The sequence below is a fragment of the Pseudoduganella sp. GCM10020061 genome, from assembly GCF_042683405.1.
Taxonomy (GTDB): Bacteria; Pseudomonadota; Gammaproteobacteria; order Burkholderiales; family Burkholderiaceae_D; genus Telluria.
The window spans coordinates 726143-747490 of record NZ_JBHUJS010000002.1 but is presented as its reverse complement, the minus strand read 5'-3'; the positions used below and the strand labels follow the sequence as shown (position 1 = coordinate 747490).

Here is a 21348-nt window from a genome sequence, read left to right as displayed (position 1 = left end):
GCCTGCCCGGCCTTGCCGGGCAGCCGTCCCGAAAACCAGAAGCGGCTGCAGGCTTGCGCTTGTAACCGTCCTATGTGTGGGACGGACCGACGGGTCCGAACCAACTAGCGGATTTCTTCCCTCACCCGATAGGTCGACTGGCGGCTTCCCTAGCCACCATGGGGCAAGCCGAGGTTTTGATTCGCGGGCACGGCCAAGTCGATCAGCTTCGGCTTGGGCAAGTTGAGCTCACCCATCAGTTGAACGAAATCAGCCCGGCTCCGGTTGGCCAGGCGTGCGTTATGACGCTTTTCCCAGCCGATCGTCGACACCGCCTGGCCCTTGTAGTCATGGCCCGGCCACATGAGAGTGTCGTCCGGCAGCGTGAACAGCTTATTGTTGACGCTGTCGTACAGGGCTTCCGCGCTGCCGCTCTGGAAGTCGGTTCGTCCGCAGCCGTCGATGAGTAGTGTATCGCCTGTAAAGACATTGCCGCGCCAGACGTAGCTCATGCTGCCGGCAGTATGGCCCGGCGTATGCAGGACCCGGATCTCTTCGCTTGTCCCGAAGAAGATCGCCTCGCCGTCCTTCAGCTGTATCTCGGCGGGGGCGATCCCGCAACCGCTTGGGACCGCAGCGACCGCGCCAGTCAGCTTGCACAGCCTGCCGGCAGAGGTAACATGATCAGCATGCGCGTGCGTCTCGAGCACGTAACGCAGCGTCAAGCCCAGGCGCTGGAGATGCTGGAGGTCGCGTTCCCAGTGGCGCTCCACCGGGTCAATGATGACCGCTTCCTTTTCGCCCGGCGCGACCAGGAGGTAGGTGAAGGTGGACGATTCAGTATCGAACAGCTGGATAGGACTCAGGTTCATTTTGTTCTCCAAAAAATACCATGTACTGCAATCAAAAGAGCAGGGCCTTGGCGGCCATGCCGAGCGCGACCAAGGCCGAGACCACGGCGAACGCCTTTTGCAAAGCCGGGCCCGCGACCCTTGCTGCAAGCGAACGGCCGCCCAGCATCCCGGCGAGGGCACCTCCCGCAAATGGCGCCGCAGTCGACCAATCAATACCTCCCTGCGCCGCCGAGGTGGCGACCCCCGCCATGGAAATGATGGCAATGACGCCAAGGGATGTCGCGACAGCCGATTTCACCGTCAGGTCGGTGTAGCGTTGCAGGGCCGGCACCATGACGAAGCCCCCGCCGACGCCAAGCAAGCCGGAGAGCAGGCCGGCAAGGGCGCCTGACAGGCCGAGCGCCCGCATGCACGGCAGGGTCCAGATAAAGCGGCCAGTCTGTTCCCCGCGCACGCAGACAAGCTTGGCCGGTCCGCGAGCGGCTGCCGGCCCGGCAGCCTGCCGCCAGGTCCGGAAAGCCACGTAAAGCAGTGTCATGGAGAACAGCAGGCCCAGCCAGCGGCCATCGACCAGGCGCGCTGCCCAAAGGCCGAGCGGCGACAGCAGCATGCCAGCCGCAGCGATCAGCAGGGCGGCCCGGTAGCGCACTTGTCCGTCCCGTAAGCCGAGGATCGCCCCCAAGGCTGCCGCCATCCCTACCGCCAGCAGGCCGATCGGTCCAGCGTCGGCAACGCCGATTCCGGTACCGAACACCAGCAGGGGCACGGCAAGGATGCCGCCTCCGGCCCCGGTCAGTGCCAGAATCAGCCCAACGACGAGACCGAGCAGGGTGGCCGTCAGCATGGCGAACTCCGATGCCGGGGTGCGGTGCGGACAATATCAAGCTGCCTCTCACAGGTTCCCAAGTTGCCCCAGTCGATGTTCATGGTCGTACTCCTTTAGCAGGCAGGCAGAACTGCTGGTACAGGACCTGCATTACTGCCAGCGCTTCGTTGCTGTCGATGCGGTAGAAAATCTGCTTTCCTTCGCGGCGCGTACTGACCAGGTCTTCCTCGCGCAATATGCCGAGCTGCTGGGACAGCGTCGGCTGGGCGATTCCTAGCATGGTCTCCAGCTCGCTGACGCAATATTCACCTTGGGTCAGCTGGCACAACAGCATCAACCGGTCGGGATTGCCCAGTACTTTCAGGAGAGCGCACGCCTGCGCCGCAGCAGCCTGCATGTCTTGCAAGTTGAGTTCTTGTGTGTCCGGCATAGCTACCTCGGTTAATCTACTGGAACACATTATATCGACATACAATATATTTTTCAATATAATGTGTTTTTGACCGACGCCAGGAGAGCACCATGACTATCCGTTACCTCAGCAAGGACTATGCAGTGGGCCCACAACTATTGCCAGCAGATGTCGCCCATTTGAAGGAGAAGGGATTCGCAACATTGGTCTGCAATCGACCCGACGGCGAGGGCAGTGACCAGCCAGCGTTCGAGGAGATCGCCGCCGAAGCGCAAAAGCACGGTATCCAGGCGCTGCATCTCCCGGTCGTACCGGGCAAGATCACGCCTGCTGACCGCGACGCCTTTGCCGCCCTCTATGCAGCTGCGCCCAAGCCCGTGTTTGGATTCTGTCGCACCGGCAATCGCGCCGAGACGCTCTGGGCCGATACGCGGGATCGCGTGCAAGACGATTCAGGGCATTGCGGCACTGGAGGCGGTCGACCGCAAGACTGAGCAGCTGCTCGGGCGGGCTGAACGCGCAGGTTAGTTGTTTGCAAAGCGTTGTTGCGCGGTCGCGTCACCGACAGAAAAGAAGCCGCCATTCATCATAATTTCCTTCCGGAATCTTCTGTTTCCTCTGATAATTTTTCCTTTCCGCTGTGCAAGCAGCTGACCAGAAATTACAAGAGGAACGGATGAAACTTCGGAACAAGATGGCCCTATGCATGGCCATTGTTTTTGTGTTGTTCGCGATCGCATTGGCCGTCGCTATCGCCGGGATGCGCGATGCGACAGCGCGCTTTGGCAACTTTGTGGACCAGGACCAGGCTTTCCTGGCCGAGTCAAACGCGATGTACGCGCAAGGCCTGCAGATGGGGCAAGCGCTGCGCAATGTTGTCCTCGCACCGGATAACGAAACTGGCTACAAGAACCTGGCGGCTGCGCGCAAGGACTTCGATAGCGCCCTGAAATCCGCTCGCGCGCTGGCGCGGGCCGATGCCGCTGCAGGTGCCGCGCTCACCAGGCTGGAAACCCTGCATCAGCAGCGCGCAGCGGTACAGGACCGCATCCTTGGGCTGGTAAAAAGCGATGCCGCATCCAGCGTCGTCATCCTGAATGGCGAGGAAACCCCGGTGTGGCGCGAAATGCGTGGCGAACTGCTGAAGATCCTGAAGCAAAAGAACGCGGCGGCAGAGCAGGTCAAGACCGAACTGTTCACGCGTACCCAGACCATGTTTGCCGCCAGCCTGGCACTTGCCGCCTTCGCCATCGTCGTTGGCGGCGCCGTGGCGTTCTGGCTCACCCGTAGCATCACCCGCCAGCTTGGCGGCGAGCCGGACTATGCCGCGAGCATCGCGGATTCGATCGCGGCCGGTGACCTGACCGTGCAAATTGCCCTTGATGACGAGCGCAACCGGACGAGTCTGATGTACGCCATGCGCCAGATGCAGAACAGCCTGACGACCCTCGTACAAAAGGTTCGCGACGGTACAGACACAATTACGACTGCGTCAGGCGAGATCGCGGCGGGTAACCTGGACCTGTCGGCGCGCACCGAAGAGCAGGCCAGCTCGCTCGAGGAGACGGCGGCTTCAATGGAGGAACTCACCAGCACAGTGCAGCAGAACACCGAGAGCGTCCGACATGCCAACGAACTGGCCACGACGGCGTCGGAAGTCGCGCTGAAGGGCGGTCAGGTGGTGGGGGAGGTAGTCGGCACAATGGGAGCGATCAACGAGGCCGCCAAGCGCATTGCCGACATCATCGGGGTGATCGACGGGATCGCATTCCAAACCAATATCCTGGCGCTGAATGCGGCGGTGGAAGCCGCGCGCGCGGGCGAGCAGGGCCGCGGATTCGCGGTCGTCGCATCCGAGGTCCGCAACCTGGCGCAGCGCAGCGCGGCGGCGGCCAAGGAAATCAAGACGCTGATCGGCGACTCGGTTGGGAAGGTTGATGCCGGTAGCAAGCTTGTCAATGTAGCGGGCGATACCATGACCGAGGTTGTCGCCAGCGTGAAGCGCGTCACCGACATCATGGCCGAGATCACACTCGCCGGACAGGAGCAGAGCGCAGGAATCGCGCAGGTCAACCAGGCCATCGCACAAATGGACCAGGTCACGCAGCAGAATGCGGCGCTCGTCGAAGAAGCCGCCGCGGCGGCCGACTCGATGCAAGTGCAGGCTCAGGAATTGCTGGCGGTTGTCGGCACCTTCAAGCTCGCGCCGGAGCCGGCTGCGCATTCGCTGCGCCTGGACGGCCGGGCTTCGCAAACGACGCGTCTCGCCCTGCCGTCGATGGCGGGGTAATCGGTCGCAGCGGGATCCGCCGGCCACTCGTCAGCGCTTGAACCCTGTGCCAGGCCCTTCGAGCATCCGCAGGCGCTTGTCCAGACCTTCACGGTCGAGTTCACCCATGTGGCGGAGGACCAGGCGCCCATCTTTGCCGTAGAAAAGCGTCGTCGGCATGGCGAACGAACCGGTGCGGCGCCCCACCTCCCGCGCCCGGTCGGACTACCGGCTGTGGCGCGACCTCGGCTATGCGGGAGGAGCGGTGGTGGCCGGCTTCACTGCCGACCTCCTGGGGCTGCATGCGGCTGTATGGCTGGTGGCTGCGCTCACGTTTGGTTCCGGCGTGATTGCGGCACTGCGGATGACCGAAACGTTGAAGCTCGATACGGGGCTGGACGACGGCAAGAACATCGATGAGTATTCGCCGTAATCGCGGCAGGAAACGTGCAAGTCTTCTGAGCACGGCGCCGCTCTGGACGATGCAGGGGGCTGCTATTTTCCAACTGGAGGCGGAAAACAAAAAGCCCAGGTCCGGAGAGCTGGGCTAGTGCTTGAATGTTTTGGGGTGGCTGATGGGACTCGAACCCACGACAACAGGAATCACAATCCTGGACTCTACCAACTGAGCTACAGCCACCACTGAACTACTTATTTCCCGCAATGCTTGCGGGACAGCTAGCTATTATACAAAGGTCTGCGCGAACTGGCAAATAAACTGAAGAGTAATCGTCCACTGCCGGTTTTTACGGCAGTTCGGCTTCTTCCACGGCGCCAGCGTAGCCCAAAAGATTGTCGAACGCTGCACGCAAGGTAGCGGCGCTGGCGCTGGTGTAGCCGGTGAGCGACGCGGCGCCGTCCGGCGCGCGCAGCAGCGACGCCGCCGCCAGCAGGCGCTCCAGCTGGCGTGCGACGGCGTCGCCGGTGTCGATGAGCGCGACCTCACGTCCCGCATGGCGCCGCACGATGTCCTCGATGGCCGACTGCACGAAAGGATAGTGCGTGCAGCCGAGCACCAGCGTGTCCGCGCCCTGGTCCAGCAGCGGCGCCACGTAACGCTCCAGCAGGGAAATCGTTGCCTCCGAACCGAGTTCGCCCAGCTCGATCTGGTCGGCCAGGCCCGTGCAGCCGCGCAGCAGGAATTCGGCGCTGCTGGACGCCGATACCTGTTCCATCAGCAGCCGGAACTTTTCGCCGCACAGGGTGCCGTCGGTCGCCAGCACGCCGACCTTGCCGTTGCGCGAGACCGCGGCCGCCGGCTTGAGGCCGGGTTCGACGCCCACGATGGGCATGTCCGGATAGTGTTCGCGCAGCAGCCGGATCGCGGCCACGGTCGCGGTATTGCACGCCACGACCAGCGCCTTGGCGCCATGCGCCACCAGGAAGCGGGCGATCGCGAGCGACCGCTCGGCCACAACCTGTTCCGGCTTGTCGCCGTAAGGCGCGAAGCCCGAGTCCGCAAAGTACAGGAGGTGCTCGTTCGGCAGCAGCGACCGGATGTGCCGCAGCACGGACAAGCCGCCGACACCGGAATCGAAAATGCCGACCGGTGCGTCGGCGGACGAGGAGGAAGAAATCATGCGGTCATGGTAGCGTCGAACGCTGGCGCACGGCAAGACGTGCGGAATGAGGGCTTTGGTGCGGGGAGGGCCATACTGAGCCGGCGTTGTGCCGGCTCAGTATGGATTCCAGCCTAAGCTGGGATGACGGTGGGGAGGGATCAGGCGGCGGTGGCGGCGGTGGCTTTTAGCGACTCGATCTTGACTTGCCACTCTTTCGGACCGGTGTTGTGGACCGAAGTGCCTTGCGAATCGACGGCTACCGTCACCGGCATGTCGACCACGTCGAACTCGTAGATCGCTTCCATGCCCAGGTCTTCGAAGCCGACCACTTTCGCGGTCTTGATCGCCTTCGACACCAGGTAGGCTGCGCCGCCGACCGCCATCAGGTAGGCCGACTGGTGCTGCTTGATCGATTCGATCGCCGCCGGGCCGCGCTCGGCCTTGCCCACCATCGAGATCAGGCCGGTCTGCGCCAGCATCATCTCGGTGAACTTGTCCATTCGCGTTGCCGTGGTAGGACCTGCCGGGCCGACCGCTTCTTCGCCGACCGGGTCGACCGGGCCGACGTAGTAGATCACGCGGTTGGTAAAGTCGACCGGCAGCTTCTCGCCTTTCGACAGCATGTCCTGGATGCGCTTGTGCGCGGCGTCGCGGCCGGTCAGCATCTTGCCGTTCAGAAGCAGGGTCTGGCCCGGCTTCCACGACGCGACTTCCTCTTTGGTGAGCGTATTCAGGTCGACCCGCTTGGACTTCTCCGTATCCGCGGCCCAGCTGACGTTCGGCCAGGAGGACAGCGCAGGCGGCTCGATGTACGACGGACCGGAGCCATCCAGCACGAAGTGCGCGTGGCGCGTCGCGGCGCAGTTCGGGATCATCGCGACCGGCTTGGATGCGGCGTGGGTCGGGTACATGTTGATCTTCACGTCCAGCACCGTGGTCAGGCCGCCCAGGCCCTGCGCGCCGATGCCCAGCGCATTGATCTTGTCGCACAGCTCGATACGCAGCTCTTCGACCTTGTTCTGCGGGCCGCGCTTCTTGAGCTCATACATGTCGATGTCTTCCATCAGCGACTCTTTCGCCAGCAGCATGGCCTTCTCGGCGCTGCCGCCGATGCCGATGCCCAGCATGCCTGGCGGGCACCATCCGGCGCCCATCAGCGGCACGGTCTTGAGCACCCAGTCGACCAGCGAGTCGGACGGGTTGAGCATCACGAACTTGGTCTTGTTCTCCGAGCCGCCGCCCTTGGCCGCGACCGACACGTCCAGCTTGTCGCCTTCCACCAGCTCCATGTGCACCACGGCCGGGGTGTTGTCCTTGGTGTTCTTGCGCTCGAAGTGCGGGTCCGCCACGATCGACGCGCGCAGCTTGTTGTCTGCGAAGTTGTACGCGCGGCGCACGCCTTCGTTGACCGCATCGGTCACGGTACCGCTGAAGCCTTCGAAGCGCACGCCCATGCCGATCTTGAGGAACACGTTGACCATGCCGGTGTCCTGGCAGATCGGGCGCTTGCCCTCGGCGCACATGCGCGAGTTGGTCAGGATCTGCGCGATCGCATCCTTGGCCGCCGGGCTCTGCTCCGCCTCGTAGGCGCGCGCCAGGTGCTCGATGTAGTCGGCAGGGTGGTAGTAGCTGATGTACTGCAGTGCGGCTGCGACCGATTCGATCAGGTCGTCTTGCTTAATGACGGTCATGTGATTCTCTTGAAAGGACTTAGTGTTTTGGAGGATGCGCGATCTGTGCCTGCGTGAGCGAGGTGATGCGGTCGGTGTACGCAATCGCGATGGCCGACAGCAGGAACACCACGTGGATCATGGTCTGCTGGAACACGACCATCTCCGGATAGGATGCCGCGTTAATAAAGGTCTTGAGCAGGTGGATCGACGAGATGCCGATGATCGCCATCGCCAGCTTGGTCTTGAGGACCGAGGCGTTCACGTGCGACAGCCACTCCGGCTGGTCGCGATGGCCTTCCAGGCCTAGGCGAGAGACAAAGGTCTCGTAGCCGCCCACGATCACCATGATCAACAGGTTCGAGATCATCACCACATCGATCAGGCCCAGCACCACCAGCATGATGGTGGTTTCATTTAGCTTGGTCGGGCGGACGCCGCCATCGACGGTGACCGCATTGAGGATATGTTCCAGCGCCGCCTGGTTGCCCATCGCTGCGCCGACCAGGTCCACCAGCTCGACCCAGAAATGGAAGACGTACACGCACTGCGCCAGGATCAGGCCCAGGTACAGCGGCAGCTGGAGCCAGCGGCTCATGAAGATCAGGTTGGGGAGGGGGCGTAGTTTCGGGGAGTCTACTGGATCGTGCATGAAGGAAGCCGTTTTGAGATTAATCAACCCTACCATTTTACACGCGACCAGCCCCGGCCGCCGACCCCTGTCAACCCGATAACATTGGTAGAATCATCCCTCCTGAAAGGGCGACCTGCTCTGTAAGCGCTTCGTAAGCCACCTGAAGTATGGTTGTCATAATTCGAATCTTTTATCGCAACGAGAACACAACGGAGACAGAGATATGGCCGCCGACACCACGCAGCAAGAAGGATTGATCGAAAACCGCGTGTTCAACCCGCCTGAAGAGTTTGTGCGCAACGCGACGATCTCGGGCATGGACGCCTACCGCAAGCTGTGCGCCGAGGCCGAAGCCGACTACGAAGGCTTCTGGGCCCGACTGGCGCGCGAGCACATCGAATGGCACAAGCCGTTCACCCAGGTGCTGGACGAATCGAACGTCCCGTTCTACAAATGGTTCGCCGACGGCGAGCTGAACGCCTCCTACAACTGCCTGGACCGCCACGTGCTGGCAGGGAAGGGCGACAAGACCGCCCTGATCTTCGAGTCCGACGACGGCAAGGACGTGCGCATCAGCTACCGCGAGCTGCTGTCGCGCGTGTGCCGCATCGCCAACGGCCTGAAGGAGCGCGGCGTCAAGAAGGGCGACCGCGTCATCATCTACATGCCGATGTCGGTGGAAGGCGTGGCCGCCATGCAGGCCTGCGCGCGTATCGGCGCGACGCACTCCGTGGTGTTTGGCGGCTTCTCCGCCAAATCGCTGCAGGAGCGCATCATCGACGCCGGCGCGGTCGCCGTCATCACGGCCGACGAGCAGGTGCGGGGCGGCAAATCGCTGCCCCTCAAATCCATCGTGGACGAAGCGCTGGCGCTGGGCGGCTGCGAGACCATCAAGAACGTCATCGTCTACCGCCGCACCGGCGGCAACGTCGCCTGGACCGAAGGGCGCGACCAGTGGCTGCACGAACTGGCCGACAAGCAGTCGGACACCTGCGAACCTGAATGGGTTGATGCCGAGCATCCGCTGTTCATCCTGTACACCTCCGGCTCCACCGGCACCCCGAAAGGCGTGCAGCACTCGACCGGCGGCTTCCTGCTGTGGTCCGTGCTGACCATGAAGTGGACCTTCGACATCAAGCCCGACGACGTGTTCTGGTGCACCGCCGACATCGGCTGGGTCACCGGCCACGCCTACATCGTGTATGGTCCGCTGGCCGTGGGCGCGACCGAACTCGTGTTCGAAGGCGTGCCGACCTACCCGAATGCCGGCCGCTTCTGGCAGACCATCGACAAGCACAAGGTCACCATCTTCTACACTGCGCCGACCGCGATCCGCTCACTGATCAAGGCGTCCGACGTCGATCCGTCGGTGCATCCGAAGAACTTCAGCCTCGCATCGCTGCGCCTGCTGGGCACCGTGGGCGAGCCGATCAACCCGGAAGCATGGATGTGGTACTACAAGAACGTCGGCCGCGAAAAAGCGCCGATCGTCGACACCTTCTGGCAGACCGAGACCGGCGGCCACATGATCACCCCGCTGCCGGGCGCCACGCCGATGGTGCCGGGTTCGTGCACGCTGCCGCTGCCGGGCATCATGACCGCCATCGTCGACGAAGCGGGCCAGGACGTACCGAACGGGCAGGGCGGCATCCTGGTCGTCAAGCGCCCATGGCCATCCATGATCCGCACCATCTGGAACAACCCGGAGCGCTTCAAGAACAGCTACTTCCCGGCTGAACTGGGCGGCACCATGTACCTGGCCGGCGACGGCGCCGTGCGCAACCGCGAGACGGGCTACTTCACCATCACCGGCCGCATCGATGATGTCCTGAACGTCTCCGGCCACCGCATGGGTACGATGGAAATCGAATCGGCACTGGTCGCGAATCCGCTGGTGGCCGAGGCAGCAGTTGTCGGCAAGCCGGACGACACCACCGGCGAATCCATCTGCGCCTTCGTCGTCCTGAAGGGCGCGCGCCCGACCGGCGAGGATGCCAAGAAGGTCGCCGCCGACCTGCGCAACTGGGTCGCCAAGGAGATCGGCCCGATCGCCAAGCCCAAGGAAATCCGCTTCGGCGACAACCTCCCGAAGACGCGCTCGGGCAAGATCATGCGCCGCCTCCTGCGCGTACTGGCGAAAGGCGAAGAGATCAGCCAGGACATCTCGACGCTGGAAAACCCCGCCATCCTCGAGCAGCTGAAGCAAACCGCGTAAGCAAAGGGACGGGGACTGTCCCCGCAGGCGCCAAGGCGGCAGTACCGTCCCCCGATCTTTGCCCCGCTCCGAGGTAACGACGGTGGTAGCGGCCAGATGGCGTCCCCTTCCCGGGGACGCATACTGCGCTGGCGGAGGCTCCAGAATTTGCCCCTCCACATCAAACCCCTTGGTAAGCCCCAAATCCTTTGCTATAATCTGCGGCTCCCCGCCCAGCCGTATCCGCGTGGGGACTGCAAGATGCAGGAGAGATGGATGAGTGGTTGAAGTCGCACGCCTGGAAAGCGTGTATAGGTTCATAGCCTATCGGGGGTTCGAATCCCCCTCTCTCCGCCAAGAACAAGTAGTGTGATGTCCCAAGGATGTTGATAAACCCGCGAAACTCCCTGTGAGATCGCGGGTTTTTCGTTTCTGGTGATCGAAATCGGTTTTTGACGGTATCGAAACATAACGTCAACAGGGCAGCCCCCGATTCGGCCGCTCGCTATGCGGGCGGCGAAAACTGGTACTATCCCAACTTTTTCAGGGGCCGGTCACCTGGTCCGTATTTACAACCAGGACCCGCCAGCGCCGAACGATCTCAATGCAAAGCGATTTTTTCACTGGCGAAGGTCAGGTACGGCAGCTGCTCCGCAATTTCGACTGGGCTTCCTCTTCCGTCGGGCCGCCGGCCCAATGGGCGCCGGAACTGCATACGATGATGGACCTGATACTGCAGGTTCAATATCCCGCGGTCGTGCTATGGGGCGCCGATCACTCGTACTGGTACAACGACGCCTACATCTACCTGCTGGGCGGGCGCCATCCCGCCGCGCTGGGGCAACCGTTTCGCGAGACATGGCCCGAACTCTGGCCCGAAACAGGCCCCATCATCGAAAACGCAATGGCCGGCATCCCGGCCTATTTCGAAAACGTACCGTTCACCACCTCGCCGGATGGCGTGCCGGAGCAGCGCTACTTCACTTTGTCGTTTTCGCCGGTCAGGGATCGCAGCGGCAGGGTGCTCGGCATGTTCAACGCCGGCTTCGAAACCACTACGCGCGTGGCCGACGAACGCCGCGTCACATTCGAGCTCGCCCTGGCCGACCGCTTCCGCACCCTGTCGACTCCGGACGATATCGTCACCGCCGCCAGCGAGATGCTCGGTCGCCAGCTGGGCGTGTCGCGCGTGCTGTACGCGGAAGTCGACGATGCGAACGGCCGTTTCATCATTCGCCGCGGATGGAATGCGCCCGGCGTAGCAAGCCTGGCTGGCGAAACCCGTATCCTCAACGACTTCGGGCCCGGCATTATCGACCTGCTGCGGCGCGATGAGGCGATGGTGGTCCACGATATCGAACAGCACCCGCTGACGGCGCCGGTGGCGCACAACTACGCCCACATTGGCGTCCGCGCCAACCTGGCTGTGCCGCTGGTGCGCGCCGGGAGGCTGGAAACGGTGCTGACTGTGCATAGCGCCGAACCCCGCACCTGGCACGCCTCCGACGTCGCCCTGGTGCGGGACGTCGCCGAACGCACCTGGCTGGCAGTGGATGCGGCGCGCGCGCAGTCGGCACTGCAAGAAAGCGAAGCCCGGCTGCTGGCGATATTCGAGAGCCTTCCGGTCGGTGTCGGGGTGGCAGACCAGGCTGGCGACATCGTGCTGGGTAATCAGGAAATGCTGCGCTATTTCCCCACGCGTAAGCTTCCGGCGATGGACTCTGCCTGCATGAGCCGATGGCACGCGGTGTATCCGGACGGAAGACCGGTGGAGCCCAACGACAGCCCGGCAATGCGCGCATTGCGGGGAGAGCGCACCGTTCCCGGCATGGAGGCGTTGTACACCCGGGCCGACGGTGTCGACGTCTGGACCCAGGTCGCGGCTGTACCAATCCTCGACGGCGACGGTGCCGTTTCCGGATGTGTCGTGGTGATCACGAATGTCGATGCACTCAAGCGTACCGAAGCCGCGCTGGTTTCATCCGACGAGAAGTACCGCGCGCTGTTCAACGAAATGGAATCCGGCTTCTGCATTCTCGAGGTGCTGTTCGATGCGGCAGGCGTGGTGTCCGACTGCCGATACCTGGAGACAAATCCGGTATTCCAACGCCAGACCGGCATGTCCGACGTGGTTGGAAAGACGGTCCGGGCGCTGCTGCCGGATATTCCCCCTGAATGGTTCGACGTATATGGCAGGGTGGTACGCACAGGCAGGTCGGAACAGTTCGAACGCTATACTCCACCGCTTGGCAAATGGTTCGACGTCAACGTATTCCTGATCGGCGAGCCCGGAGAGAACAAGGTCGCCGTGATCTTCAAGGATACGACGATTCGCAAGAAGGACGAGGAAAACACCCGCCGTTTGGCCGAGGACCTGGACCGGGAAAGCCGGCGCAAGAGCGAATTCCTGGCGGTGTTGGCACATGAGCTGCGCAATCCGCTGGCGCCGATCCGCACGGGCCTGGAAATCATCCGGATGCGGGCGGACAGTCCGGCAACGGTCCTGCACATACACGACATGATCGCGCGCCAGACGAACCACATGATCCACCTGATCGACGACCTGCTGGACATCGCGCGCATCACCACCGGCAAAATCGAGCTCAAGAAAGCGGTGATCGACCTGAACGACAGCGTCGCCAACGCCGTCGAGACCAGCTTGCCCGCGGTCGAGGCGGCGCGGCACGAGCTGCACCTGCGCGTGTACGATGAACCGTTGCACGTGGAGGCGGACGCGGTACGTGTCGGCCAGGTCATCAGCAACCTGCTGACGAATGCAGCGAAGTACACGCCGAAGGGCGGGAAAATTTCGGTCGTGATCGGAAAAGAGGGAAGCGATGCCGTGGTGACGGTGACCGACAACGGCATCGGCATACCAAAAGAAGCACTCGACAACGTATTCAACATGTTCAGCCAGGTCGAGCGTAGCCTGGGCCAGTCGCAAGGCGGCCTTGGCATCGGTTTGGCGCTGGTGCGCCAGCTGGTGACGCTGCACGGCGGATCGGTTATCGCGGCCAGCGAAGGGGAAGGGAAGGGCTGTACCTTCACGGTCCGGCTGCCGCTCGGCACCGCCTCCTTGCGCGAGAGTCCCGGCCCGATGGACGTGGCAGCGCGTTCCGCGGTTGGCACGCATCGGATCCTGATCGTCGACGATAACGTCGATGCGGCCTACAGCCTCGCCGCGCTCCTGAAACTGAACGGCCACGAAATCCTTGTCGCACATGCTGGCGGAGAGGCGATCGTTGCCGCATCCACGTTCAGGCCTGGCGTGGCATTCCTCGACATCGGCCTGCCTGACATTTCAGGCTATGAGCTGGCCCGCTGCCTGCGCGACTTGCCGGGCATGCAGTCGATGACGATCGCGGCACTCACTGGATGGGGATCGGAAGCCGACCGGGCGCGCTCGGAAAAGGCAGGATTCGATGCGCACCTGACCAAGCCGGTGTCTTCGCCGGCGCTCGAAGCGGTACTGCTTAAGGCATCCCCGCCAACAAAATAAACTATTCGGTAAAGTTGAGGCGAGATAGCGTCCCCCAAGAAGGGATGACCCGTGACCAGCGCCTATAACTGTCGAGCCACCATTGCAAGACCCGTCCATTCCGAACTCAAGTCGCGGTAATGTCTCTGTCGAAAGCTAGGTTGAGGCGAGGTGGCGTCCACCCAGCAGGGACGAGCGCGTAACCGGGGCCTGCAACTGATCGAGCCACCACTGCAAGGCGCGGCCATTCCCGGCCTTGCCGCTCTTTCGCCACGCATAACAGGATTGCACGCGATGTTCCGTCCGCTCTACGCGCTTGGCAACGAGTCGTCCGGTATTGATGTAGGGGCCGGCGAGGCAGACGGGCAGGAACCCCGCACCAAGTCCGCGTACCTGCGCATCTACTTTGCTGGCCATCGTCGCGACCGTGAACACATCCTGTCCCGTCAGCAGGCCGACGGAAAGGGACGCGCCACCGTGCTGGATCGAGTCCGCGATTGCGACCGCGCGGTGCTGGCGGATCACCTGGTCGGATAGCGGTTCCGGCATCTTTGCCAGGGGATGATGCGGCGCCACCGCAAACACGAAGTCGACGGCGCCAAGTGCTTCACGATGGAGTCCGGTCTTGGTGTTGTTATCCATGACCACGCCGATCGCGAGGTCTGCCTGGCCTGACACCAGCGCTTCCAGCGTGCCTGCCAAAGTCTCGGAACGCAGCTTCAGCCGCGTGGGCGGGTTCAGCGCAAAGAAGCGCTCGCATAATTCCATCACCGTGACGGAATCGATGATGCTGTCGATGGCAATGGTGAGCTGCGCTTCCCAGCCGGTCGCGACGCGCTGGACCCGGTTGGCGATGGCGTCGATCTCAGCCAGCAGGCCGCCGGCTTCTCGGATCAGTTCGGCGCCAGCTTCGGTGAGTTGCGCTTGCCGCGAGCTGCGGTCAAACAGCAGCACGTCCAGCGCCTCTTCCATTTGCCGCACCCGGTAAGTGAGGGCGCTTGGCACCATGTTGAGCGAACGCGCCGCCGCTGCAAAGCTGCCGGTATCGGCAATCACTTGCAGCATCGAGAGCGCGCCGGGGGTCAACACTTCGCGTGGGGTGAGCATAAACGCCTGTTGAGATCAATTTTTTTGAATGATGCCACCAAACGGGCACGGCGGCAAAGCCGGGCCGCATTGCTGCGGCCCGGCGATGGATCAGGCGGCGCGGCGCGCGTCGATACTCCAGCCGCCGGCGCCCGCTGCAGCCAGGGTCAGCAAGCCGCCGACCACAGCGATGTTCTTAAAGAACATCAGCTCCTGCACCATCTGCTGGTCCACCGGAACCGCCCAGTAGGCATGGAAGAAGAACGAGGCAACCAGCGTGAACAGCGCAAGCGCGAGTGCCGCAAGACGGGTACCGTATCCTGCGAGCAGCGCGACGCCGCCGACGACTTCGACCACGATGGCAGCCGCAGCTGCCAGCTCAGGCAATGGCAGGCCGACCGAGGCGATGTACCCGACAGTACCTTCAAAGCCGCCGATTTTGCTTAACCCGGCAGGGATGAAGAGCAGGGCGAGGAGCACGCGTCCAGCGAGCGAAAGTGGAGTTTGAAGTGGATTGGACATGATGATTCCTTTCTAGATGAATGAATGAGGTCAGGCGGCCAGGTCGAACACGAGCACTTCCGCATCGCGCCCGTTGGTCAGGGTGATGCCGCTTTCGTTTTCGAGCAGTACCGCGTCGCCCGCTTCGATCTGGCGGCCGTTCACCGCCAGTGCCCCGCGGACCAGGTGCACGTAAGCCTTGCGGCGCGGATCGATCGCCAGCTCGGCCTGCTCGGCACCGTCGAACAGCCCCGAATACATCGACGCGTCCGCGTGGATCAGCACCGAGTCGTCCCGTCCGTCGCGCGAAGCAACGAGCCGCAGCTTGCCGCGCTTGTCGGCCGGCGGAATCGTCTTTTGCTCGTAGCCTGGCGCAATGCCGGCCACGTCCGGCAGCAACCAGATCTGCAGGAAGTGCGTTTCCTTTCCCTGCGCATGGTTGAACTCGCTGTGCGTCACGCCCGTACCGGCGCTCATGCGCTGCACGTCGCCCGGCGGAATGCCTTTGACGTTGCCCATGCTGTCACGGTGCGCCAGTTCGCCTGCCAGCACGTAGCTGATGATTTCCATGTCGCGGTGGCCGTGCTGGCCGAACCCGGCGCCGGCGGCGATCCGGTCTTCGTTGATGACACGCAGGTTGCCCCAGCCCATGTGGGCAGGATCGTAGTAGTTCGCGAACGAGAACGAGTGGTAGCTCTTGAGCCAGCCGTGGTCTGCGTAGCCGCGTTCTTGCGATTTTCGAATGGTGAGCATCTGGATCTCCTTGGTTGATGGGATCCATTGTGCGCGCAGTGGCCTTGTCGGAGAGTCACCGCATTTGACGACTTCATTCAAAAAATATGAATGATCGGCGGGTGGCGCAGCACGCTGCAACAGGCACTTGATGTATCGAATGATTGCCTATTTTTGAGTCCCGCATTCGCTGTGAAGATGGTCCGGGCTGTCCCATCCGGTCACGCTCCAGTATCATGGCGGGATGATCCAGAATTCCTCTTTCCCCTTCGTGATCGGCGTGGCCGGCGGCAGCGGCAGCGGCAAGTCCACCGTGACCCAGCAAGTGCTTGCCTCGTTCGGCGCGGAGCTGGTGTCCGTCGTCATGCAGGACGACTATTACGCAGACCAGTCCCATCTCACCCCTGAGGTTCGGCGCAAGACCAACTACGATCACCCCCAGGCATTCGACTGGCCTTTGCTGGTGCAGCACGTGCAAGCGCTGCGCCGCGGCGAGGCGATCGACATGCCCGAGTACGACTTCACCATCGACAACCGCTCCAACAAGACGATCCACGTCAAGCCGGCGCCGGTGATCGTGGTGGAAGGCTTGTTCGCGCTGTACGACCCCGACCTGCGTGAAGCGATGTCGTTGAAGATCTTCGTGGATACGGCGCCCGACGTCCGTTTCATCCGCCGCCTGCAGCGCGATATCACCGAACGCGGCCGCACGGTCGACAGCGTCGTCAATCAGTACCTGGAAACCGTGCGCCCCATGCACAAGCAGTTCATCGAGCCGACCAAGCGCTACGCCGACGTCATTCTCCCGCACGGCGCCAACGGCCCGGCGGTGGACGTGATCACGACCAAAGTGGCGAGCGTGATCGGTCAGTTGAAGCCATAACCAAACCTGTCGAGGCCATCGTCCCGTGCTCCGGGACTGCATGGCGCCGCGGTCGCCCGTCACCGAAACTCCCTGCGACCAGGATTTCTCCGATCACCGTGCTTGCCGGCCATTCTGGCGGAATCGGCCCAGTTATGGCGGATTCCGCCAACTTGAGCCCGGCAATTGGCGGAATCGGCCATGTTTTGGCCGATTCCGCCAAAGCGGACTAATGGGCGCATGTCAAGGGCGTATGGCGATAGCAACAGTTGTTGCCGGGCTGCCTGCAAAAACCGGGGTCTGCGGGTGGCCGGTCTATAATTAATTTTTCCATATATGAACGGAGCCGGCCGGTTACCACCAGCCTCCAGAGAGGGACCAGATGACCACTATGAAAAAGCCAGTAACCCTGGCCGGCGCCAAGCTCACACACTCGTGCCACGCCTGCGCGTTCTTCCACTCCAAGGAAGAGGAGTACGACGTCCTGATGCCCTTCATTAAAGAGGGCTTCGACAACGGCGACCGCGCCTTCCACATCGTGAACCCGGCCTTCCGCGCCGCGCACCTGGAACTGATGGAAAAGGCCGGCATCGATACCGCCGCAGCAGAATCGAGCGGCCAGCTGGAGGTGCGGACCTGGGGCGAAACCTACCTCGTGGACGGACACTTCGACCAGTTCCGCATGATCGACACCCTGCTGAAAATGCTGGCGCGCGAGAACGAGCCCGGCAAGATCTCGCGCAACGTGGCCAGCATGTCGTGGGCATTGGAAGACCGGCCGGGCGTGGACGACATCGTGGAATACGAAGCGCGCCTGAACGCGGCGCTGCCCGAGCAGCATGATCCGGTGGTGTGCACTTACGACCTGTCCCAGTTCGATGCGGACGTGGTGATCGACATCCTGCGCACGCACCCCATGGTCATCATCGGCGGCATCCTGCAGGAGAACCCGTTCTTTGTGCCATCCGAACAGATGGTCGAAGAACTGCAAGCGCGCAAGGCCCGGCACGCGGCCACGCTCAGTGAAGCCGCTTAAGGCGACGCCGACCGACATGCCTGCAGTTGTGACATCCAACGCGGAGGCGGAGCGCCTCCGTCAGACCACGCGCGACCTCGTCGCCCTCACCACCCTTCCTGCGATCTGGGGCACGCTCCCGCCCACCAGTGTGATCGACAGCCTGTGCAGCGTCCTGATGAAAATGCTGGACCTGGACCTGGCCTATGTCCGCTTGCCTGGCCCGGACGAGGCCGGCACGCTCGAGGCGATCCGTACCAGCGACACGGAAGCGGAACCGCATCTGCTTGCGGCCGCGCGGGAGGCACTGGCCGGCAGCCCGGCACAGTACGGCTTGAACGCACCGCTTGCCTTTGCGCTGCCTTCCGGCGAGGAGCTGCACGCGACCGTCGTGCGCTTCGGTATCACCGCAGACATCGGGGCCATCCTCGTGGGTTCCGCCCGCGCCGATTTCCCGACCGAGAACGAACGCCTGCTGCTGGGCGTGGCCGCCAACCAGGCGACTGTCGTCCTGCAGCGCCACGTGGCCGAGCAGGCATTGACCATCAGCGAGCAGCGCTTCCTCGACCTTGCGGACGCGGCGCCCGCGATGCTCTGGGTGACGGAGCCGGACGGCAGGTGCTCCTTCCTTTCGCGCGGCTGGTATGCCTTCACGGGACAGCAAAAGGCCGAGGGCCTCGACTTCGGCTGGATCAACGCGATCCATCCGCAGGAGCGCGACTGGGCGAGGCAGCTGTTCATGGACGCGAACGAGCGCAAGGTGGAGTTCGCACTCGAGCACCGCGTCCTGCACGTGGATGGCACCTACCGCTGGGTGATCGACACGGGCCGACCCCGCTTCCTGCCGAGCGGCGAGTTCCTCGGATTCGTCGGTAACGTCCTGGATATCACGGACCGGCGCGCCGCCGAGCAGGCCCTGGACGAGACGCGCGAGATGCTGTCGGCGGTGTTCGACGCGTTGCCGGTCGGCGTCGGTGTCGTGAACCAGGCCGGCGAGCTGCAGTTGTCGAACCGGGAAATGCACCAGTACCTGCCGACGAATCGCATGCCATCCATGGACGACGAGCGCTATCGCCGCTGGCGCTTCTACCGTGCCGACGGCAGTCTCTACGAGAAGTACGAATTCCCCGGGGCGCGTGCACTGCGCGGTGAACGGGTGGTGCCTGGCATGGAGGCCGTGTACACGAGGGACGATGGCGTCGAGATATGGACGCAGATCGCCGCCGTCCCGCTGAAGGACGCGGAAGGCGCGCCGAAGGGCCAGGTGTCGATCGTCACCAACATCGACGACTTCAAGCGTACCGAAGCCGCACTGCGCGAGGCGGAGGCGAAACAGCGCGCGCTGTTCGATGAAGTGGCCAGGTCCAACAAGAACCTGAGCGAGTTCCTCGCCGTGCTGGCGCATGAACTGCGCAACCCGCTGGCGCCGATCCTGACCGGCCTGGAGATGATGCGCATCCGCGCCGACCATCCCGAAACCATCGTCAAGGTGCGGGGCATCATCGAGCGCCAGGTCCAGCAGTTTTCGCACCTGATCAACGACCTGCTCGATATCGCACGGGTCACAAACGGCAAGGTCGACATCCGCAAGGACGCGGTCGACCTCAAGTCGATCGTGTCCAACGCGGTGGAGACCAGCCTGCCGCTGATCGACAAGGGCCACCACGAATTCACGCTCAAGCTGCACAGCGCGCCGCTGCCGGTGTACGCGGATGCGACCCGCATCGCGCAGGTGGTCGGCAACCTGCTGACCAACGCGGCCAAGTACACGCCGCCGGGCGGAAGCATCAGCCTCACGGTCGAGCAGGACCGCAGCCAGGCCGTGATTTCCGTGTCCGACAACGGCATCGGCATTCCGCAAGAGTCGCTCGAATCCGTGTTCGACATGTTCAGCCAGGTGGGCCGCAACATGAGCCATTCGCAGGGCGGCCTGGGCATCGGATTGTCGCTGGTGCGCCAGCTGGTCGCGCTGCACGACGGGACGGTCGAGGCCATCAGCAAAGGGGAAGGGAAGGGCAGCACCTTCATCGTCCGGCTGCCGATCGACTTCACGAATGCCGAGCTGGTGCAGGGAGCCGGCGCCGCGGACGGCGCGCTGGCCGTGGCGCCGAGGGCGTACCGCATCCTGGTGGCGGACGACAATGTGGACGCGGCGACGACACTGTCGTCGCTGCTGGAGATGTACGGCCACGAACTGCGCATCGCGCACAATGGACAGCAAGCGCTCGAACTTGCCGCGCAGTTCGAGCCGGACGTGGTCTTCCTCGATATCGGCATGCCGGACATGAGCGGATACGAGGTGGCGACGCGCCTGCGCCAGATGCCGGGCGTGGAGCGCAGCGTCATCGCGGCGGTCTCGGGGTGGGGCGCGAAGGAAGACCTGGCGCGCGCGCGCGACGCCGGTTTCAACATGCACTTCACCAAGCCGGTACAGCCTTCGCGGCTGAGCGACTTCCTCAATATGCTGAACTGACCCGCAGGCGCCCCGGCGAAGGCTGGGGCCCATGCGCCCGTGCCGAAGCCGAAGCGCAAGTCCCGGACGTGGTCAGTCGAAGGTAAAGAGCGTGCCAGTCGCGGGAGTCTCGGCGACAGCCGGCTCCTTCTTCTTGCGCGGCGGGAGCGGCGCTGCCCGCGCGGCCATCAGCTCGGGCGGATGATGGCGCAGGAACGAGCGCGCAAGTTCCGGGTCGCGGCATCCCAGCCAGGTATCCCATTCCTCGGGCGGCACGATCACCAGCGCGCGTTTCTCGTCCCCCGGCTTGTGAAAGCGGTTCATGAGCGGATGGTCGTCGGCATTGATGGTGATCTGCGTGAAGGCGGTCGAGATGCTGCCGTCCGGCTCTTTCCAGTTCTTCCACAGCCCCGCCACCGCGAACAAGGCGCCGTCGTGCATGCCAATCTCCCAGCGCACCGGTTTGCCGCTCTCGTAGTTCGGTTCGTAGAACGCCGTCATCGGCACCAGGCATACCTGGCCGCTGCGCCACGCGCCGGCGAACGAGCGCTTTTCGCCAATGGTTTCCGCGCGCGCATTCATGGTGTCCCACACGCGCACGTGCGGTGGTATGTGGCGGCGCGGGACCATGCCGTAGGACGCGAGCTGGCCGATGCGGCGGCCGCCGTCGTCGTGCCGGACGATCGGCGCGTCATAGTCTTTCCAGGTTTCCGACTTCCACACATCGTTCATCTCGATGAGCACGCCCATCACCGTATCGAGCAGTTCCGGGCTGGGAGGACGAAAGTTCACGCACATGGCTTTTCCGTTGCTTGGGACATG

The 21348-nt window shown here is 63.3% G+C and carries 18 protein-coding genes and 2 tRNA genes; 9 read left to right on the top strand and 11 right to left on the bottom strand.

The genetic code is table 11. The features are described from left to right. Positions 1-149: 149 nt before the first annotated feature. The 3 genes from ACFSQR_RS07205 to ACFSQR_RS07195 all read right to left on the bottom strand — a co-directional run bounded on the left by ACFSQR_RS07205 (position 150) and on the right by ACFSQR_RS07195 (position 2089). A complete protein-coding gene (locus ACFSQR_RS07205) occupies positions 150-851 on the bottom strand; it encodes an MBL fold metallo-hydrolase (protein ID WP_377728975.1) in 702 nt (233 codons plus the stop codon). A 31-nt stretch (positions 852-882) separates the two neighbouring features. Further along, positions 883-1677: a sulfite exporter TauE/SafE family protein gene (locus ACFSQR_RS07200; RefSeq protein ID WP_377728974.1), complete on the bottom strand. Its 795-nt coding sequence runs from the start codon at positions 1675-1677 to the stop codon at positions 883-885. 79 nt (positions 1678-1756) lie between these two features. Then, a complete protein-coding gene (locus ACFSQR_RS07195) occupies positions 1757-2089 on the bottom strand; it encodes a metalloregulator ArsR/SmtB family transcription factor (protein WP_377728973.1) in 333 nt (110 codons plus the stop codon). A gap of 92 nt (positions 2090-2181) precedes the next feature. Between ACFSQR_RS07195 and ACFSQR_RS07190 the strand changes: the two genes are divergently transcribed. The 3 genes from ACFSQR_RS07190 to ACFSQR_RS07180 all read left to right on the top strand — a co-directional run bounded on the left by ACFSQR_RS07190 (position 2182) and on the right by ACFSQR_RS07180 (position 4773). Further along, positions 2182-2565, top strand: coding sequence for a TIGR01244 family sulfur transferase (locus tag ACFSQR_RS07190; RefSeq protein ID WP_377728971.1), 384 nt, complete (start codon positions 2182-2184; stop codon positions 2563-2565). Between the two features lie 182 nt (positions 2566-2747). Beyond that, positions 2748-4361, top strand: a complete 1614-nt coding sequence (locus ACFSQR_RS07185) for a methyl-accepting chemotaxis protein (RefSeq protein ID WP_377728970.1) — start codon at positions 2748-2750, stop codon at positions 4359-4361. A gap of 157 nt (positions 4362-4518) precedes the next feature. Beyond that, positions 4519-4773 (top strand): hypothetical protein, encoded by a 255-nt coding sequence (locus ACFSQR_RS07180; RefSeq protein ID WP_377728969.1) that lies wholly within the window; start codon positions 4519-4521, stop codon positions 4771-4773. Between the two features lie 131 nt (positions 4774-4904). Here the strand turns inward: ACFSQR_RS07180 and ACFSQR_RS07175 are convergent. The 4 genes from ACFSQR_RS07175 to ACFSQR_RS07160 form a co-directional block, all read right to left on the bottom strand. Continuing rightward, positions 4905-4980, bottom strand: a tRNA-His gene (locus ACFSQR_RS07175). A 106-nt stretch (positions 4981-5086) separates the two neighbouring features. Next, positions 5087-5920 (bottom strand): glutamate racemase, encoded by an 834-nt coding sequence (gene murI, locus ACFSQR_RS07170; RefSeq protein WP_377728968.1) that lies wholly within the window; start codon positions 5918-5920, stop codon positions 5087-5089. A 140-nt stretch (positions 5921-6060) separates the two neighbouring features. Further along, positions 6061-7593 carry a fumarate hydratase gene (locus ACFSQR_RS07165; RefSeq protein WP_377728966.1) on the bottom strand — a complete coding sequence of 511 codons (1533 nt, stop codon included), beginning with the start codon at positions 7591-7593 and terminating at the stop codon, positions 6061-6063. Between the two features lie 19 nt (positions 7594-7612). Continuing rightward, positions 7613-8224 (bottom strand): TIGR00645 family protein, encoded by a 612-nt coding sequence (locus ACFSQR_RS07160; RefSeq protein ID WP_377728965.1) that lies wholly within the window; start codon positions 8222-8224, stop codon positions 7613-7615. A gap of 205 nt (positions 8225-8429) precedes the next feature. On the opposite strand from ACFSQR_RS07160, the gene acs reads away from it, so the two are divergent. From acs to ACFSQR_RS07145, 3 genes are all read left to right on the top strand, one after another. Further along, positions 8430-10421, top strand: coding sequence for an acetate--CoA ligase (acs, locus tag ACFSQR_RS07155; RefSeq protein WP_377728964.1), 1992 nt, complete (start codon positions 8430-8432; stop codon positions 10419-10421). 245 nt (positions 10422-10666) lie between these two features. Then, positions 10667-10757 (top strand) — tRNA-Ser (locus tag ACFSQR_RS07150). 361 nt (positions 10758-11118) lie between these two features. Beyond that, the gene (locus tag ACFSQR_RS07145) at positions 11119-13899 is read left to right on the top strand and encodes an ATP-binding protein (protein WP_377728963.1); all 2781 of its coding nucleotides are present in this window, start codon (positions 11119-11121) and stop codon (positions 13897-13899) included. A gap of 135 nt (positions 13900-14034) precedes the next feature. Here ACFSQR_RS07145 and ACFSQR_RS07140 read toward each other — a convergent pair whose 3' ends face one another. The 3 genes from ACFSQR_RS07140 to ACFSQR_RS07130 form a co-directional block, all read right to left on the bottom strand. Beyond that, on the bottom strand, positions 14035-14985 hold the full coding sequence (locus ACFSQR_RS07140; RefSeq protein WP_377728962.1) for a LysR family transcriptional regulator: 951 nt from the start codon (positions 14983-14985) through the stop codon (positions 14035-14037). Between the two features lie 90 nt (positions 14986-15075). Then, a complete protein-coding gene (locus ACFSQR_RS07135) occupies positions 15076-15486 on the bottom strand; it encodes a DoxX family protein (protein ID WP_377728961.1) in 411 nt (136 codons plus the stop codon). Between the two features lie 30 nt (positions 15487-15516). Further along, positions 15517-16218 (bottom strand): pirin family protein, encoded by a 702-nt coding sequence (locus ACFSQR_RS07130; RefSeq protein WP_377728960.1) that lies wholly within the window; start codon positions 16216-16218, stop codon positions 15517-15519. A 223-nt stretch (positions 16219-16441) separates the two neighbouring features. Here ACFSQR_RS07130 and udk point away from each other — a divergent pair, with 223 nt between their 5' ends. The 3 genes from udk to ACFSQR_RS07115 all read left to right on the top strand — a co-directional run bounded on the left by udk (position 16442) and on the right by ACFSQR_RS07115 (position 20547). Further along, positions 16442-17080: a uridine kinase gene (udk, locus tag ACFSQR_RS07125; protein ID WP_377728959.1), complete on the top strand. Its 639-nt coding sequence runs from the start codon at positions 16442-16444 to the stop codon at positions 17078-17080. Positions 17081-17450: 370 nt separating this feature from the next. Continuing rightward, on the top strand, positions 17451-18095 hold the full coding sequence (locus ACFSQR_RS07120) for an MEDS domain-containing protein (protein ID WP_377728958.1): 645 nt from the start codon (positions 17451-17453) through the stop codon (positions 18093-18095). Beyond that, positions 18082-20547, top strand: a complete 2466-nt coding sequence (locus tag ACFSQR_RS07115; RefSeq protein ID WP_377728957.1) for an ATP-binding protein — start codon at positions 18082-18084, stop codon at positions 20545-20547. Before ACFSQR_RS07120 ends, ACFSQR_RS07115 begins: the two co-directional genes overlap by 14 nt. A 72-nt stretch (positions 20548-20619) precedes the next feature. Here ACFSQR_RS07115 and ACFSQR_RS07110 read toward each other — a convergent pair whose 3' ends face one another. Then, on the bottom strand, positions 20620-21324 hold the full coding sequence (locus ACFSQR_RS07110; protein WP_377728956.1) for an SOS response-associated peptidase: 705 nt from the start codon (positions 21322-21324) through the stop codon (positions 20620-20622). Positions 21325-21348 lie beyond the last annotated feature (24 nt).

What these genes read in the sequence shown, in the direction of transcription:
- ACFSQR_RS07205 (WP_377728975.1), bottom strand. Translation starts at nt 851, where the DNA reads ATGAACCTGAGTCCTATCCAGCTGTTCGATACTGAATCGTCCACCTTC.
- ACFSQR_RS07200 (WP_377728974.1), bottom strand. Translation starts at nt 1,677, where the DNA reads ATGCTGACGGCCACCCTGCTCGGTCTCGTCGTTGGGCTGATTCTGGCA.
- ACFSQR_RS07195 (WP_377728973.1), bottom strand. Translation starts at nt 2,089, where the DNA reads ATGCCGGACACACAAGAACTCAACTTGCAAGACATGCAGGCTGCTGCG.
- ACFSQR_RS07190 (WP_377728971.1), top strand. Translation starts at nt 2,182, where the DNA reads ATGACTATCCGTTACCTCAGCAAGGACTATGCAGTGGGCCCACAACTA.
- ACFSQR_RS07185 (WP_377728970.1), top strand. Translation starts at nt 2,748, where the DNA reads ATGAAACTTCGGAACAAGATGGCCCTATGCATGGCCATTGTTTTTGTG.
- ACFSQR_RS07180 (WP_377728969.1), top strand. Translation starts at nt 4,519, where the DNA reads ATGGCGAACGAACCGGTGCGGCGCCCCACCTCCCGCGCCCGGTCGGAC.
- murI (WP_377728968.1), bottom strand. Translation starts at nt 5,920, where the DNA reads ATGATTTCTTCCTCCTCGTCCGCCGACGCACCGGTCGGCATTTTCGAT.
- ACFSQR_RS07165 (WP_377728966.1), bottom strand. Translation starts at nt 7,593, where the DNA reads ATGACCGTCATTAAGCAAGACGACCTGATCGAATCGGTCGCAGCCGCA.
- ACFSQR_RS07160 (WP_377728965.1), bottom strand. Translation starts at nt 8,224, where the DNA reads ATGCACGATCCAGTAGACTCCCCGAAACTACGCCCCCTCCCCAACCTG.
- acs (WP_377728964.1), top strand. Translation starts at nt 8,430, where the DNA reads ATGGCCGCCGACACCACGCAGCAAGAAGGATTGATCGAAAACCGCGTG.
- ACFSQR_RS07145 (WP_377728963.1), top strand. Translation starts at nt 11,119, where the DNA reads ATGATGGACCTGATACTGCAGGTTCAATATCCCGCGGTCGTGCTATGG.
- ACFSQR_RS07140 (WP_377728962.1), bottom strand. Translation starts at nt 14,985, where the DNA reads ATGCTCACCCCACGCGAAGTGTTGACCCCCGGCGCGCTCTCGATGCTG.
- ACFSQR_RS07135 (WP_377728961.1), bottom strand. Translation starts at nt 15,486, where the DNA reads ATGTCCAATCCACTTCAAACTCCACTTTCGCTCGCTGGACGCGTGCTC.
- ACFSQR_RS07130 (WP_377728960.1), bottom strand. Translation starts at nt 16,218, where the DNA reads ATGCTCACCATTCGAAAATCGCAAGAACGCGGCTACGCAGACCACGGC.
- udk (WP_377728959.1), top strand. Translation starts at nt 16,442, where the DNA reads ATGATCCAGAATTCCTCTTTCCCCTTCGTGATCGGCGTGGCCGGCGGC.
- ACFSQR_RS07120 (WP_377728958.1), top strand. Translation starts at nt 17,451, where the DNA reads ATGAAAAAGCCAGTAACCCTGGCCGGCGCCAAGCTCACACACTCGTGC.
- ACFSQR_RS07110 (WP_377728956.1), bottom strand. Translation starts at nt 21,324, where the DNA reads ATGTGCGTGAACTTTCGTCCTCCCAGCCCGGAACTGCTCGATACGGTG.